14 protein-coding genes and 1 tRNA gene are annotated in these 14,272 nt (G+C 43.0%); 6 read left to right on the top strand and 9 right to left on the bottom strand.

Annotated elements, in window-relative coordinates; all coding sequences use genetic code 11:
- Positions 1-99: 99 nt before the first annotated feature.
- From OCV12_RS03705 to OCV12_RS03695, 3 genes are all read left to right on the top strand, one after another.
- Entirely contained in the window at positions 100-714 is a 615-nt protein-coding gene (locus OCV12_RS03705) for a curlin subunit CsgB (RefSeq protein ID WP_261885373.1), read from the top strand.
- Between the two features lie 83 nt (positions 715-797).
- Positions 798-1,655 (top strand): curlin, encoded by an 858-nt coding sequence (locus tag OCV12_RS03700; protein ID WP_176681852.1) that lies wholly within the window; start codon positions 798-800, stop codon positions 1,653-1,655.
- 494 nt (positions 1,656-2,149) lie between these two features.
- A complete protein-coding gene (locus tag OCV12_RS03695) occupies positions 2,150-2,818 on the top strand; it encodes a LuxR C-terminal-related transcriptional regulator (protein ID WP_261885372.1) in 669 nt (222 codons plus the stop codon).
- A gap of 461 nt (positions 2,819-3,279) precedes the next feature.
- Here OCV12_RS03695 and OCV12_RS03690 read toward each other — a convergent pair.
- Positions 3,280-3,356, bottom strand: a tRNA-Pro gene (locus tag OCV12_RS03690).
- Between the two features lie 255 nt (positions 3,357-3,611).
- Between OCV12_RS03690 and OCV12_RS03685 the strand changes: the two genes are divergently transcribed.
- The 3 genes from OCV12_RS03685 to rluF all read left to right on the top strand — a co-directional run bounded on the left by OCV12_RS03685 (position 3,612) and on the right by rluF (position 5,830).
- Positions 3,612-3,752: a DUF3149 domain-containing protein gene (locus OCV12_RS03685; protein ID WP_004739790.1), complete on the top strand. Its 141-nt coding sequence runs from the start codon at positions 3,612-3,614 to the stop codon at positions 3,750-3,752.
- A gap of 171 nt (positions 3,753-3,923) precedes the next feature.
- Entirely contained in the window at positions 3,924-4,505 is a 582-nt protein-coding gene (smrA, locus tag OCV12_RS03680; RefSeq protein ID WP_026084095.1) for a DNA endonuclease SmrA, read from the top strand.
- A 191-nt stretch (positions 4,506-4,696) separates the two neighbouring features.
- Positions 4,697-5,830: a 23S rRNA pseudouridine(2604) synthase RluF gene (gene rluF, locus OCV12_RS03675; protein WP_261885371.1), complete on the top strand. Its 1,134-nt coding sequence runs from the start codon at positions 4,697-4,699 to the stop codon at positions 5,828-5,830.
- 132 nt (positions 5,831-5,962) lie between these two features.
- Here rluF and ybaK read toward each other — a convergent pair whose 3' ends face one another.
- The 8 genes from ybaK to hemA form a co-directional block, all read right to left on the bottom strand.
- On the bottom strand, positions 5,963-6,436 hold the full coding sequence (gene ybaK / locus OCV12_RS03670; protein ID WP_239828494.1) for a Cys-tRNA(Pro) deacylase: 474 nt from the start codon (positions 6,434-6,436) through the stop codon (positions 5,963-5,965).
- 118 nt (positions 6,437-6,554) lie between these two features.
- Complete coding sequence (gene ushA / locus OCV12_RS03665) at positions 6,555-8,216, bottom strand: bifunctional UDP-sugar hydrolase/5'-nucleotidase UshA (protein WP_176681856.1); 1,662 nt, start codon at positions 8,214-8,216, stop codon at positions 6,555-6,557.
- A 457-nt stretch (positions 8,217-8,673) separates the two neighbouring features.
- A complete protein-coding gene (gene kdsA / locus OCV12_RS03660; RefSeq protein WP_174571129.1) occupies positions 8,674-9,528 on the bottom strand; it encodes a 3-deoxy-8-phosphooctulonate synthase in 855 nt (284 codons plus the stop codon).
- A gap of 22 nt (positions 9,529-9,550) precedes the next feature.
- Positions 9,551-10,360 (bottom strand): SirB1 family protein, encoded by an 810-nt coding sequence (locus OCV12_RS03655; RefSeq protein ID WP_261885370.1) that lies wholly within the window; start codon positions 10,358-10,360, stop codon positions 9,551-9,553.
- Between the two features lie 28 nt (positions 10,361-10,388).
- On the bottom strand, positions 10,389-10,772 hold the full coding sequence (locus OCV12_RS03650) for a SirB2 family protein (protein WP_009848726.1): 384 nt from the start codon (positions 10,770-10,772) through the stop codon (positions 10,389-10,391).
- A 204-nt stretch (positions 10,773-10,976) separates the two neighbouring features.
- Positions 10,977-11,849: a peptide chain release factor N(5)-glutamine methyltransferase gene (gene prmC, locus OCV12_RS03645; RefSeq protein ID WP_261885369.1), complete on the bottom strand. Its 873-nt coding sequence runs from the start codon at positions 11,847-11,849 to the stop codon at positions 10,977-10,979.
- Positions 11,850-11,853: 4 nt separating this feature from the next.
- Positions 11,854-12,942: a peptide chain release factor 1 gene (prfA, locus tag OCV12_RS03640; protein ID WP_017632898.1), complete on the bottom strand. Its 1,089-nt coding sequence runs from the start codon at positions 12,940-12,942 to the stop codon at positions 11,854-11,856.
- A 28-nt stretch (positions 12,943-12,970) separates the two neighbouring features.
- A complete protein-coding gene (gene hemA / locus OCV12_RS03635; protein ID WP_017062312.1) occupies positions 12,971-14,230 on the bottom strand; it encodes a glutamyl-tRNA reductase in 1,260 nt (419 codons plus the stop codon).
- Positions 14,231-14,272 lie beyond the last annotated feature (42 nt).

Genomic DNA, 14,272 nt, shown 5'->3' with positions numbered 1-14,272 from the left:
AAATTCAAAGCCTAGGATTTCGATAAGAAACAGGTTCACTCACTTCCCTACGAAATTTATTTTAGTAGGGATCATAATCACGAACACTTTAAGGCGAAGATGATGGTAATTGGGCAAGCATCACTTATCAGCTTAACTTGTTTATATTTTTTATCAGGAGGTTTTAATAATGCTATCGCATCAGATATAGAGGGCGATTTTTTACATAATGTTAGTCAGGATATCATTAATGATTATAACGACTTGGAAAACTTTCCTTCTGGGGATTTAGATAATTATTCAGAAATTAATATATCTAATGCTTCTGATTCAACAGCAATAATTAAACAACGCAGTCCTGATATTACCGCGAACAACAGAGCAAAGATAACGCAAAGCGGAAGTTCTAATTCCGCATTTATAGGTCAAACTGGGCGAAACAATACTGCCTTGGTTGATCAAAATGGTTCAAATAACTATGCAGCGATTGGTCAGATCGGAGTCAATTCTGAAGCGCTAATTTCCCAAGACGGAAATAACAATTTAGCAGTTATTGGACAAGCTAATTTCTCTGGAAGCAGCAGCAAACTGAGTATCGATCAACAAGGAAATAACAATACTGCATTTATGGCTGGTGCTGGAGGGGACAATTCAGGAATTTCTCAAAATGGGCATGATTTTGCAATCGTAAACGCGTCGAGCTCAATGAGAATATACATCAATCAAGCAAATTAGCGCGCAGTATGGACGCTTGATTCGAGTTGCTTCTCTATGAAGCAACAACAACGTCGACATGGAAATGTATAAGGATACAACTTATGAAACTTACAAAACTTGGAATTATAGTCGGTGCCGTTATTGGCTTAAACGTAGCTCACGCAGATGATTTGCCAGCTCCATTTCCTGCATCTGAGCCAGCAACGGGAGTCATTGAGGGAGTAGCAGACCTTGGTATCAAGAGTAAAGTTGATGCAATTCAGCCTTTAGCTATGGACAATACAGCGGTGTGGCAAATGGGGAGTGGCGATATGGCTAATGTAACCATTATTCAAAACACATCAGGTGTTACTAATGGTCATGTCGCGCTTGTCGATACACATGCCAGTTATAATTCAGACGTAGTTGTTCAACAGAGCGGTAATCTAAATGAGGCAGAGGTTCAGCTACGTTACAAACATAACGATGCTTGGGTTAAACAAGATGGATTGCGAAACCAAGCTAAAATAAAAGTTGAACGTTGGGGGCAAAACAATGATCTGCGTGTCACCCAAATGGGCGATGATAATATCTCTGTAGTTAAAGCTCTTGGCGGTGCTGACTTCAATGAAGCAGATGTGCAAGTCAATGGTCATTCAAATGTAACATATACTGAGTTCAGCGACCGAGATGCTGATTATAATGATGTTGATATCAATGTTACTGGTGATAGCAACTACGTCCAAAGTATCGTTGATACTCGCAACATTGGTCCCGCTAGAGACAATTTGGTCGACATCGAAATTTCAGGTGATGGCAACCGAGTTTTCACGGAACAAATTGGACGAGAATCAACAGCCATGGTTAACCTACAGAGCAGTAGCGCTAATGAATTCCTAATTCATCAAACTTCGTATGATGCTGCGTATGTTTCAGGTAACGGTGCATACGGCAATGTTGGTCTAATAAACCAAAACTAATATGCTTGTTAATGCACATATTAAAACGGCGCTGGTCGCCGTTTTATTTATTTCTTACCATTTAAATGGATTTGCTTATGATTTAAATTCAGTACAGTGCCTGATAAAAAATAAAAATCTTATTCTGACCGTAAATAACAGTGTGGCATCTTCATTAACATTAAGTACGAACACCCATTCGACTTTCAATCAGAATACAAAAAGTGGTGTTACGACGTTGATTCTTAATATAAATCAGTTTCCAGTCACTATAAAACTTCTTCCAAACAAGGGGATCTGGAAAATTCATAAAGACTGTACAATCAATAAAATAAAACCATAAATCTCGGTAATTCCCTCTTTCTACTTAAGTATTATTTTACCTTCGACAATACTATTAAATTCATTTCATAAATTTGATGAATAATTAACCTTAAAAGTTAGCAAAATAACAATACGTGCTTTAAACTAAAACACCTAAAGTTCAAGTAATGAGTTAAGACAAGGAGTTCCACATGGCTAAGCTGGAAGCTCATAACGCCATTTTACTTGCGGAGAACAATTTACAATCAATATTACTTAAAGAGTCTATAGAACAAAAAGTTAACCTGAACATAAGGCTCATATCACCAGAACGGTTAAGTATTAAGTCGCTACAGAATCAAGGCTTAGATCTAGTTATTATTGATTTTCCGATAATGAGTAAACAGTACATTGAGAGATACCAGGAGATCAGGGATGACGTCGCAAGTAACGTTCATGAAGTGTTACTCAATACACCAGACGACTTTCCACATTCAGAAATGCTAAAATGGCAATACCTTGTTGGCATTTTTTATACGTCGGACACCCTTGAAAAGCTCGTGGCTGGGTTTAACTGCATTTTGCAAGGCGAGATGTGGATGAGCAGAAAACTGATCTATAAATACATCCGTTTTTATAGAGACAGACAATGCGCCAAAACCAGCCCTAATTACCTCAAACTGACAAAACGCGAGCAGCAGATCATTAAGTTACTCGGTGATGGAGCGTCTAATACTCAGATAGCAGATACCCTCTATGTCAGTGAGAATACGGTCAAAGCACACCTTCACAACACGTTTAAAAAAATCAAGGTGAAGAATCGCTTACAGGCTCTGATTTGGGTGAAAAACAACATTGCAACGAGTGAGTTCGTTCAATAAGACTAGGCTTAGACTCAACTGACGATGATAGGTGACCGACACTGTCCTAGAATATAAAAAGCCGTAGCACTTTCTATTACAAAGAGTGCTACGGCTTTCTTTAATGCGGCCGGTGAAGAGCTTATTTTTAATATCAGGCGAACCCCACTTGAGTTCCAAACCAAAACGAAACGTTCAAATGCAAAAAAGCCGTAGCCCCTTCTATTACAAAGAGTGCTACAGCTTTCTTTAATGTGGTTGGTGAAGAGCTTATTTCGAACATCAAGCGAACCCTAGTCTAGTTCGAATCCCATTTACAATAGCTCAAAACGACGAAAGCCTGCTCATTGAGCAGGCTTCCTAAATGTGGTCGTTGAAGAGCTTATTTTGAACATCAGGCGAACCCCACTTGAGTTCCAAACCAAAACGAAACGTTCAAATGCAAAAAAGCCGTAGCATTTCTGCTACGGCTTTCTTTAATGTGGTCGGTGAAGAGGGATTCGAACCCCCGACCCTCTGGTCCCAAACCAGATGCGCTACCAAGCTGCGCTATTCACCGAGATATCTAACTGGCTCATTGCCTGTCGATGGAGCGTATAATACGGGTTCTGAATTTATCCGCAAGGGCTTTTTCTCATATTTATTGCGATTTTGAATCGTTCGAACAAAAGACATACAACAACGAGCATGATGTGACGAAAAACACACAGTTACCAACAAGTATTTAACTTATGAAACAGGATTGATCCAGATCAGTGAATTGATAATGCTTGTTAATACACTAACCCATGTCATATAACTTTGAGGTATACACATGGACTTTTGGCTAGATCTCCTATTTGGTAATGCGGTGGGACTATCATCAATGATAGTAATCTTCGGGGCTCTGGGTCTCATGATGTTTTATGGAGGCTTCTTCATCTACAAAGTTATGACTGACAAATCTCCTCACTAGAGTCGCTCAGCCTAAATCATTTGCTGTTAAGTATCATTTACTTGATAAGTAAACGTTAAAACGCTTTGCACCGGAGCTGACTTCTCTTGTCTCCTCCGGTTTTTTCATTTTTAAACCCAGCCCCAACTTAGGTATACTTAACCTATCCTTCTCTAACTTGAGATGCACACTATGTCTCATGATGACGATTTAGATTTATTCCAAGAAATGATGGGCGATGTGAAACGTATCGACCACGACACCGCTGAACACCAGAAAGTACACCGCGTAACGGAATCTCACCTAGCCAAGCGTGAAGCCGCAATGTGGCTGTCTGATGACGAGAAAGATTACCTCTCGCTCGACTACTCTCCGATGGTGAAGCCAGATGATGTTATCGCTTATAAGAAAGATGGCGTTCAGGAAGGCGTATACAAAAAGCTACGTCTAGGTAAGTACCCTATTCAAGCCAAGCTTGACCTGCATAGAAAAACACTCAAAGACGCACGTAATGAAGTGCTCTCATTTTTACGTCAATGTTTAAGGATGGATGTTCGTACCGTCATCATTGTTCATGGCAAAGGTGAACGTTCGAATCCACCCGCAATGATGAAAAGCTATGTTGCCAACTGGTTGACTCAAATTAACGATGTCCAGTGTGTGCATTCGGCGCAACAATTTCATGGTGGAACAGGCGCGGTCTACGTCATGTTGAGAAAGAGTAATGACAAAAAACTCGAAAACAGAGAACGACACCAGAAGCGATCAAGTTAGTACCAGTTGTATTGATAGCCTCGACGACACGCTCATTGTCACTCCAATTTGCTAGACAATAGATATTTAGTGCCGAAGTAGACACTAGGTGCTAAAATTGTCGTCAGTTAACAAATTCAAACGTAAAGCAACTGCCCTGTAGTTGCTTTTTGTTTATCTATATTTCCGTTGTGAAACGCTAAGAGAATATCATGTCACAAGAATCCCAAGCTAAACGCCTTAATAAGTACATCAGTGAAACTGGTTTTTGCTCACGCCGCGAAGCCGACAAACTCATTGATGCTGGCCGAGTTACTATCAATGGTAAGATCCCAGAGATGGGTACGAAAGTAATGCCAGGTGATGACGTTGAGATCGACAACAAGCCCGTTCGTTCGAAAGAAAAGCCTATCTACATTGCCCTGAATAAGCCGACCGGTATTACTTGTACGACTGAGCGAGATATTCCTGGCAACATCGTTGACTTTATTGGTCATCACAAGCGTATTTTCCCAATTGGTCGCCTTGATAAACCGTCTGATGGTCTTATCTTCCTGACCAATGATGGCGACATCGTAAACAAGATTCTTCGTGCGGGTAACAACCACGAAAAAGAGTACGTGGTTCGTGTCGACAAGCCGATTACGGGTGAGTTCTTACAGAAAATGGCAGCGGGTGTTCCTATTCTGGATACGGTGACTTTGCCATGTAAAGTAGAGAAAGAGACTAAGTTCTCTTTCCGAATCACACTAACGCAAGGCCTTAACCGCCAAATCCGTCGTATGTGTGAAGCACTTGGTTATGAAGTTTTCAAACTGCGCCGTGTACGTATCATGAACATCTCTTTAGAGGGCATTCCAAATGGCAAATGGCGCTACCTGAGCGACGAAGAGATCACTGAAATCTTAGCGATGTGTGAAGGCTCAGTGAGCACTGAAGATGCGTCAAAGATGAACGCGAAAGGCCAGCGCATTCGCAAAGCGACAGACGCTAAACTTTTTGATAGCCGTGAAGAGAACCAAACCTCAACAGCGCGCCGCAACCAAAAAGAGAACCGTACTCGTACTTATCGTGGTAACAATGCCGATGAATTCCGTCACGCGCCTAATTCAAAGCGTGGTCGTAACTCAGCGAATAGTGAAAGCGGCGGCAATACCGAGAACTGGAAATCGAACTCTCGTTCAGAGCGTTCTAATTCAGATAGAAGCAGTTCGGATCGTAATCGTACAGACCGCAATAACAACGATCGTAGAAGCGGCAAGCCAACAAACCGTAGTCAAGACTCAAACAGACCAAACAAACCGGCACCTAAGCGCGTTGGTGGTACATTAGGTCTTAAGAAGTAATATTTACTCTTTAATACAGAAACGCCCACTAGGTTATCTTAGTGGGCGTTTTTTGTTGTTGGCTAAGCCAAAGCTGCGTACGAAGACGGTATTTAGCTCGACAGATTAATGGCTTTTATTATCGCCCGTCTGTTACAAACACAAATCAGTAAATTGAGCTCGGGTAAGCATGGCTAAGTCCTTTGGATCTAGCTCGATTTCCAAGCCCCTCTTTCCTGCGCTCACACATATCGTTTCAAAATCCGTCGCAGTGGAGTGTACAAAGGTAGGCAATGCTTTCTTTTGACCAAGCGGGCTGATTCCACCCACCACATAACCCGTGGTTTTCTGTGCAATTTCAGGATTCGCCATCTCTGCTTTTTTACCTTTCGCTGCTTTTGCTGCAAGTTTTAGGTTTAGCTTTTGGTCCACAGGAATAACCGCCACAGCCAAGTCTTTAGCCACACCGTTCAAACAGAACAAAAGCGTTTTGAACACGCGTTTAGGATCCTGACCAAGCGCTTCAACCGCTTCCAAACCATAGTTGGTATTGTTGGCATCGTGATGATACTGATGAACGCTATGAGCGATTTTCTTTTTCTTGGCGAGATTGATTGCTGGGGTCATAACAAATCCAAACGATAGATAAACAAAAAGCGACGCCGGGGCGTCGCTTTAGTTAAATTTATCATGGTGCTAGAGTCAATCTAATTCAGCACCTAGTGATTAAATTTATTGGGTTCAATTACTTGTAAACCATTTGGCCAGAAGGTGCGTACTTGTTCACGTCTACTGGGCTGTTTGCTTCTAGGTACTCTTTCAGTACTTCTGCATCAACAAAGCCAGTGTTTACGTAACCAGGGTGGTCAGACAGTTTAGGGTAACCGTCACCACCAGCAGCGTTGAAGCTTGGCACTGTGAAGCGGTATGTTTCATCTAAACGTAGCTGCTTACCACCGATGAATACATTCGATACTTCACCGTTTGCTACCGTCATTGAGATGCCAGCAAACTGTGCGTAAGCACCAGAATCGATTGGCTTAGTCGCAACTACATTTAGGTAATCTAGAACTTCTTTACCCGTCATGTCTGTGTAAGTCAGGATGTTTGCAAAAGGTTGTACTGTTAGTACGTCTTTGTAAGTTACATCACCGGCTTCAATTGAATCACGTACACCACCCGAGTTCATCACAGCGAAGTCTGCTTTTGCGCGCTCCATGTGAGAAGTCGCAATTAAACGACCTAGGTTAGTCTGTTGGAAACGAACAACGTTACGGTCACCTTCAAGCTTGCCATTAGTTTCAGCAATTTGAACTTCTAGCTGCGCTTGGCCTTGCTCTTGGAAAGGACGTAGGAACTCAAGTAGTTCTGGGTCTTGTGCGATTTCATCTTGAATAAAGACACGCTGTTTCTTGCCGTCAATCTTAACTTTTTTCTTAAGGTTTACTGGAACAAGATTGTAGCTCACCATCTCTAGCTCGCCATTACGGAATTCGTAGTCAGCACGACCTACGTATTTGCCCCACTCGTGAGCTTGAACGATGTAAGTACCGTTTTGAAGGTCAGGCTTACACTCATCACCCGGCTTGAAGTTTTTCTTCGCAACGTTAGGGCCTTCCATACATACAGGCTCTTGAGAGTGACCACCAACGATCATGTCTAGATCACCTTCATCTAGGTAACGTGCTAATGCCACATCACCCGGTGCGTTAACGCCACGCTGACCATTTTCGTAGTGGCCCATGTGAGTCACTGCGAAGATAAGATCTGGTTTTTCTGTTTCTTGAAGTTCAGCGATCAGTTGCTTCGCTTCTTCTTTAGGGTCACGGAAATCGATACCAGCGATGAACTCAGGGTTACCAATCTTTTGGGTATCTTCAGTTGTTAAACCAATAACCGCAATCTTGATGCCTTGCTTTTCGAACATCTCGTAAGCTTGGAACTTGCGCTCACCTGTCGCTTTATCGTAGATGTTTGCAGACAGCATTGGGAAATTAGCCCAATCGATCTGCTTTTGTAATACGTCTAGTGAGTTATCAAACTCGTGGTTACCCAATGCCATTGCATCGTAACCAATCTTGTTCATACCTTTGAAATCAGGTTCAGCATCCTGAAGATCTGACTCTGGCACACCTGTGTTGATGTCACCGCCAGATAGAAGCAACACGCTACCGCCTTCTGCTTCAACTTCCGCACGAAGTTGATCAATTAGCGTTTTACGCGCAGACATGCCGTATTCGCCGTATTTGTTCTGCCAGAAACGACCATGGTTGTCGTTAGTGTGAAGAATAGTTAGCTTGTAAGTTTCGTCTTGGTTCCAATCATGGGTCGATTGAGACGCACAACCAGCTAAAGTAGCTAGGATTGCAGCACTTAGTGCTGTCTTTAGAATAAGGCGTTGCTTCATTGTCATACCTTTGAACTTTTTAGGGGAATCCACTGCTTCAACCGCTCTCATTTAGCCAATGTCTACTTAAGAAACATCGTTAGAGAATGGTAAAACTTGAAGTAGTTTAAATTAAGACAGTAAACCTAACAGAGTGATTTCATATTTATGTAGGATAGATCACCTTAATCCGCTATCGAGTGTGTAACAAAGCGACAAAGTTGCATTTGAGCAAATAAGTGATCACAGGCAAACGTTTTCATAATTTTTTAGATTATTTGTGATTTACTCAATTCAACGCCCCAATTAAGTGACCCTCGTTAAATTTATTTTATTAATCAAAGCCTTGAATGATACGTTATAACATCTCAAAGCATGCATTAACTTGGTGTAAACATGTCGAAATACCTGTAGCTCATTTTACAATAGGTACAAAAAAGCCGGCACTTATGCCGGCTCTTGATACTTTGAAATTCGATTATTTGATATCGATGTGTTCGAAGCCTTTGATAAGATCATCAAGTGCTTTCATCTGCTTCAAGAACGGCTCTAGTTTATCTAGAGGCAGTGCAGATGGGCCGTCACAACGTGCTTGATCTGGATTAGGGTGAGCTTCGATAAACAGACCCGCAATACCTGTCGCAAGACCCGCTTTCGCAAGTTCAACCGTTTGCTCACGACGACCGCCAGATGCAGCACCTGAAGGGTCGCGCATTTGTAGAGAGTGCGTCACGTCGAAGATGATTGGGCTACCGTTTGAAGATTTCTTCATCACGCCAAAGCCAAGCATGTCCACAACAAGGTTGTCATAACCCATACAAGCGCCACGCTCACATAGGATGATCTTGTCGTTGCCACACTCAGCAAACTTATCAACGATGTTGCCTACTTGGTTCGGGCTCATGAACTGAGGCTTCTTCACATTGATTACAGCGCCAGTCTTCGCCATCGCTTCAACTAGGTCAGTTTGACGAGCTAGGAACGCTGGAAGCTGAATAACATCAACCACATCTGCAACTGGCTGAGCTTGTGCTTCAGTGTGAACATCAGTGATGATCTTCACGCCGAATGTGTCTTTTAGCTCTTGGAAGATCTTAAGACCTTCTTCCATACCTGGACCACGGTACGAATGAACAGAGCTGCGGTTCGCTTTATCGAAAGACGCCTTAAATACATAAGGGATACCCAGCTTCTCGGTTACTTTCACGTAGTGCTCACAGATCTGCATTGCTAGATCGCGAGATTCAAGAACGTTCATGCCTGCAAATAGCGTGAATGGCTTGTCGTTAGCAATTGGCATGTCGCCAATGTGAACTGTTTTCTGTTCCATCATATTCTCTCTAAATAATTATTAATTAGTGAACGACCACTGTCTTTTCGTTCATGACGTTCACTTGAGATTTCAGTAACTCAGATGCAGGGTCATCTGGGCATTGGTCGATAAAGTATTGATAATCCGTTGCTGCTACTTGGTGGCAATCTAGCTGTTGATAAATAAAGCCACGATCGCGGATTTCATACGGGTCATCCGGTACAAACGTTAATGCTAGGTCAGTACATTTCAATGCAAGCGTATAACGCTCTTCTCTTAGCAGTGCACTCTTAAGCAGTGCTAGCCACTTACCAATAATGGTTGGGTGGTCGGCCACTTCTAAATGCTCCGCTTTAAGCTTAGCTAATGGACCATCATGTCCAATCAGCCATGCACGCAAGGTTTGCTCGCCAACATACTCACCGTTGTAAGGGTTAATATAGACAGCAGCTTGCCCGTACCAACTGACTTTAAGCAGAAACTGAGTCGGGAAAGAGACTCCTTCTACAGGAAAGCCTAGCTTGCGACCTAAAAAAAGAAAGATCGCGCCAAGGCTTACTGGAATGCCTTTCTTTCTCTCAAGCACTTTATCAATGAATGCGTTTTCTGAAGAGAAGTACGCATCTTTATCGCCAGCGAAGCCCCACTCATAGAAGAATAGTCGAATAAAAGACTCAAACTTCTGCTGTTCGTCGGTTTCATGAACCAAAGCAAATTCAGCTTCTTTAAACAATCTTGCTAGCTCTTGCTCAGCCCAGCTGTCTTGAGTTTCTGAGTTAATCGCTTTATTTAAGATCAATGCACCTTCAGCTAATTCTAGCTGGTCAAAGTCTTCATCAAAAAATTCGTACATAGATAGTTAACCGAAAATAAGGAGATAATTAACCGAAAAATGTTGGTGTCTTCGTCATTGCGATTTTGCCTGCCATCGCTAACCAGCCAAGTGCACCGAAGAAAGAGAAAACTCTCAATAGCTTGTTTTTACCTAACTTAAGCGCAAAGAAACCCAATGCGATGTAAGCCATAACACAGGTTAGTTTTTCGGTTAACCATGGAGCTGCCGGTGTAAATGGAATAAAGCCAGTGATAAAAATCAAACCAATACCCGATAGCAGTAGCAACGAGTCATTGATATGAGGAAAACGCTGCAAGAAAGGATGCTTAAGCTTCGGAGAGTTAGCCATCATAAGAGCGAAACGAATCGAAAGCAGCAGTGCGCTTATCGCAATCGTTAGTAAGTGAAAATGTTTTAAACCTTCGTACATGATATTCCTTTATATTTTTATATGTGCTTTCGTTAACACGAGCCACACAATACCCGTTAATGCTCTGTATTTCTGCGTTAAATGCATCACCGAGTGAAATGTATTGTCGAGTTAAAGGTATAAATTTAGCAAGTTCATCATCTATTGCTCACAAGATGATTAACCGCAGCCGATGGACAGTCGCTATCTATGAGCAGTCACGACCTATGAACAGTAACGACCCAATGTCACTCGGTCATTACCACCGTAATCTTTCTCTGTGACAACATCGAGATAACCGAGCGCCTGCATTATCTCACGTACCGCCAAGCCTTGGTCGTAACCGTGTTCAAACGCCAACCAGCCTTCATTTTCCAAAAAGCCACGTGCATTTTCAGAAATGTATCGAATGTCAGCCAATCCTTTCTCTTCAGCAACCAATGCGGTAATTGGCTCGAAACGCACATCCCCTTGAGATAAATGAGGGTCATCTTTCTCAATATAAGGTGGGTTAGAGACAATTAAAGAGAACTTGGTATCGTTGCCATCAGAAGCTAGCTCGCTTAAAGGATCAAACCAACTGCCATGTAAAAATGTTGCGTTGGTGATGTTTAAGCACTTCGCATTTTCTGTCGCAAGCTCTTGAGCTTCAGGGCGCAGATCAATACCCGTCACAGAGCGGTTTGGCATTTCAGACGCTAGCGCCAATGCGATCGCACCTGTACCCGTCCCCAAATCTAGAATCGCACCTTGTTTGCCATAGGTTTTATCCAAAGCCACTTCAACCAAACGTTCAGTGTCTGGACGAGGGATTAAGGTAGAAGGAGAAACTTTTAACGGCAATGACCAAAACTCTCGCTCACCAACAATGTAAGCCACTGGCTCACCGGTTAAACGACGTTTTAGTAGGGTATTGAATTCAGATTCTTGTTCTGAGGTGAGGTGCTTCTCAGGCCAAGTAAGTAGGTAAGATCTTGGTTTGTCTAAGGCGTGACATAGCAGTACCGCAGCATCAATCGAGGGCGATGTGTTATCGCCCTCTTGTAGCTGCACGATTGCTGCTTTTAATGCACTTTCAACCGTATAAGCAGACTGCATATCGTTAGTTATTTTCTGCCAATGCTGCAAGTTGGTCAGCTTGGTGTTCTTGTAGAACAGGATCAAGCAGACTTTGCATATCACCTTCCAGAACTTCGTTCAGACGGTAGATAGTTAAGTTGATGCGGTGGTCAGAAACACGGCCTTGTGGGTAGTTGTACGTACGGATACGGTCACTACGGTCACCTGAACCTAGTAGGTTACGACGTGTGTCAGAGATTGCTGCCGCACGACGCTCTTCTTCAGCTTGAACGATACGAGCCGCAAGAACTGCCATCGCTTTCGCTTTGTTTTTATGCTGAGAACGCTCGTCTTGACACTCTACTACTGTACCTGTTGGTAAGTGAGTAATACGGATTGCTGAATCCGTGGTGTTAACGTGCTGACCACCCGCGCCTGATGCACGGAAGGTATCAATCTTAAGATCGCCCGCTTTGATTTCTGGAAGATCCGCTTCTGGGATCTCAGGCATAACAGCAACAGTACATGCAGATGTGTGAACACGACCTTGAGATTCTGTCTCAGGCACACGTTGTACACGGTGACCACCTGATTCAAATTTCATTGTACCGTAAACACTGTCGCCACTGATCTTAGCGATCATCTCTTTGTAGCCGCCTTGTTCTGAGTCATTGCTGCTCATTACTTCAACGCGCCAGCCTTTCTTCTCTGCAAACTTAGAGTACATACGGAAAAGGTTACCAGCAAAGATACCTGCTTCATCACCACCCGCGCCTGCGCGGATTTCTAGGAAACAGTTACGCTCATCGTTTGGATCTTTTGGAATAAGAAGAATCTGTAGCTCATCAGTCAGACGCTCAATCGCTGCTTTCGCATCTTTGATTTCATCTTGAGCCATTTCACGCATTTCTGCGTCGTCTTCGTTTGCCATCTCTTCAGCAGCTTCTAGATCTTCTTTAGCTTGCTGGTATGACTGGAAGCAAGCTGTCACTTCTTCAAGTTGAGAGTACTCTTTTGAAAGTGCACGGAATTTGTCTTGATTCCCGATTACATCTGGATCACCAAGTAGATGTTGAACTTCTTCATAGCGTTCAACAAGTGTTTCAAGCTTTACTAGAATCGAGGCTTTCATAATGTCTTATCTTGTTGGAGGTCTAATATTATTGAGGGTTTTCTAAGCCCAAACTCTGTCTAATGACCATTAATTTTGCAGGTTCTCCTTGCTCAGCTGCACTTTGAAGTGCGCGCGTTGGAGCATGGATCAATTTGTTTGTGAGCTTATTGCTGAGCTCGAGTAAAACTTTTTCAGGGTCACCGCCAGCGGCAAGTGATTGTAAACTTTTACTTAATAATTCTTCGCGGATTTCGTTAGCCGATTTACGGTAATCTCGAATACTGTCTACCGCTTGCAGTGAGCGCATCCAACTCATGAACGCGGCACTTTCTTCACTGACGATCGCTTCAGCTTGAATCGCTTCTACTTTGCGTTGTTCGATATTGCCATCAACGATCGACTGCAGATCATCAACCGAATAAAGGTAGGCATCATTCAGGTCGCCAACCTGCGATTCAACATCACGTGGAACGGCAATATCAACCAATAACATCGGCTGATGCTTTCTTGTTTTTAGAGCAGTCTCAACCATACCCTTGCCAATAATAGGTAACGGACTTGCGGTTGAGCTGATTACGATATCCGCTCGATGAAGATGATCAGGGATCTCATTCAAGCTGATCACTTCAGCGCCAAACTCTTCTGCTAGCCCTAAAGCACGCTCTCGAGTTCGGTTCGCCACGATCATTTTTGTACAGCCATTCGCCGAAAGGTGCTTAGCCACCAGTTCAATGGTTTCACCTGCACCCACCAATAATACGGTTGAATCTGCGATGGATTCAAAAATATGCTTGGCTAAGGTACAGGCTGCGTAAGCAACAGAAACCGCGCTTCCACCGATTTCCGTTTCAGTTCGAACACGCTTCGCAACAGAAAATGATTTCTGGAATAGTTTTTCCATTGAAGCATCAACGGATTTGTTCTCTCGCGAGTCCGTATACGCTTGCTTTACCTGACCTAAGATCTGCGGTTCACCCAAGACTAAAGAGTCCAAACCACAAGCAACGCGCATTAAGTGTTTAATCGCGGCTTGCTCTTCATGGATATAAAGGCTTGGCTTTAGCTCTTCAGGGCTAACTTGATGGAAAACCGACAACCAATCGATGAGTTTGTTTTTAGCCACGCCTTTAACGTCGCAATACACTTCAGTTCGATTACAGGTAGAAAGTATGACACTTCCATTCACGTGTGCATTTGCGTTAAGTTGCTTGAGTGCCTCAGATAATTTATCTGGACCAAAAGCGACTTTTTCTCGCAATTCAACCGACGCTGTATTGTGATTGATACCTACGGCAAGCAAAGACATGTATCAGAAGTTCTCGATCAGGGAATGGAAACAAGGGGCGAA

It is taken from the genome of Vibrio pomeroyi, assembly GCF_024347595.1.
Taxonomy (GTDB): domain Bacteria; phylum Pseudomonadota; class Gammaproteobacteria; order Enterobacterales; family Vibrionaceae; genus Vibrio; species Vibrio pomeroyi.
Note: the sequence above shows the minus strand (reverse complement) of the source record. Positions and strands in the feature narration are given on the sequence as shown.

Coding starts and splice junctions, on each gene's coding strand:
- OCV12_RS03650 (WP_009848726.1), bottom strand. CDS start 10,772: ATGTACGAAGGTTTAAAACATTTTCACTTACTAACGATTGCGATAAGC.
- OCV12_RS03700 (WP_176681852.1), top strand. CDS start 798: ATGAAACTTACAAAACTTGGAATTATAGTCGGTGCCGTTATTGGCTTA.
- OCV12_RS03685 (WP_004739790.1), top strand. CDS start 3,612: ATGGACTTTTGGCTAGATCTCCTATTTGGTAATGCGGTGGGACTATCA.
- hemA (WP_017062312.1), bottom strand. CDS start 14,230: ATGTCTTTGCTTGCCGTAGGTATCAATCACAATACAGCGTCGGTTGAA.
- OCV12_RS03705 (WP_261885373.1), top strand. CDS start 100: ATGATGGTAATTGGGCAAGCATCACTTATCAGCTTAACTTGTTTATAT.
- ushA (WP_176681856.1), bottom strand. CDS start 8,216: ATGAAGCAACGCCTTATTCTAAAGACAGCACTAAGTGCTGCAATCCTA.
- OCV12_RS03695 (WP_261885372.1), top strand. CDS start 2,150: ATGGCTAAGCTGGAAGCTCATAACGCCATTTTACTTGCGGAGAACAAT.
- ybaK (WP_239828494.1), bottom strand. CDS start 6,436: ATGACCCCAGCAATCAATCTCGCCAAGAAAAAGAAAATCGCTCATAGC.
- kdsA (WP_174571129.1), bottom strand. CDS start 9,528: ATGATGGAACAGAAAACAGTTCACATTGGCGACATGCCAATTGCTAAC.
- rluF (WP_261885371.1), top strand. CDS start 4,697: ATGTCACAAGAATCCCAAGCTAAACGCCTTAATAAGTACATCAGTGAA.
- OCV12_RS03655 (WP_261885370.1), bottom strand. CDS start 10,360: ATGTACGAATTTTTTGATGAAGACTTTGACCAGCTAGAATTAGCTGAA.
- smrA (WP_026084095.1), top strand. CDS start 3,924: ATGTCTCATGATGACGATTTAGATTTATTCCAAGAAATGATGGGCGAT.
- prfA (WP_017632898.1), bottom strand. CDS start 12,942: ATGAAAGCCTCGATTCTAGTAAAGCTTGAAACACTTGTTGAACGCTAT.
- prmC (WP_261885369.1), bottom strand. CDS start 11,849: ATGCAGTCTGCTTATACGGTTGAAAGTGCATTAAAAGCAGCAATCGTG.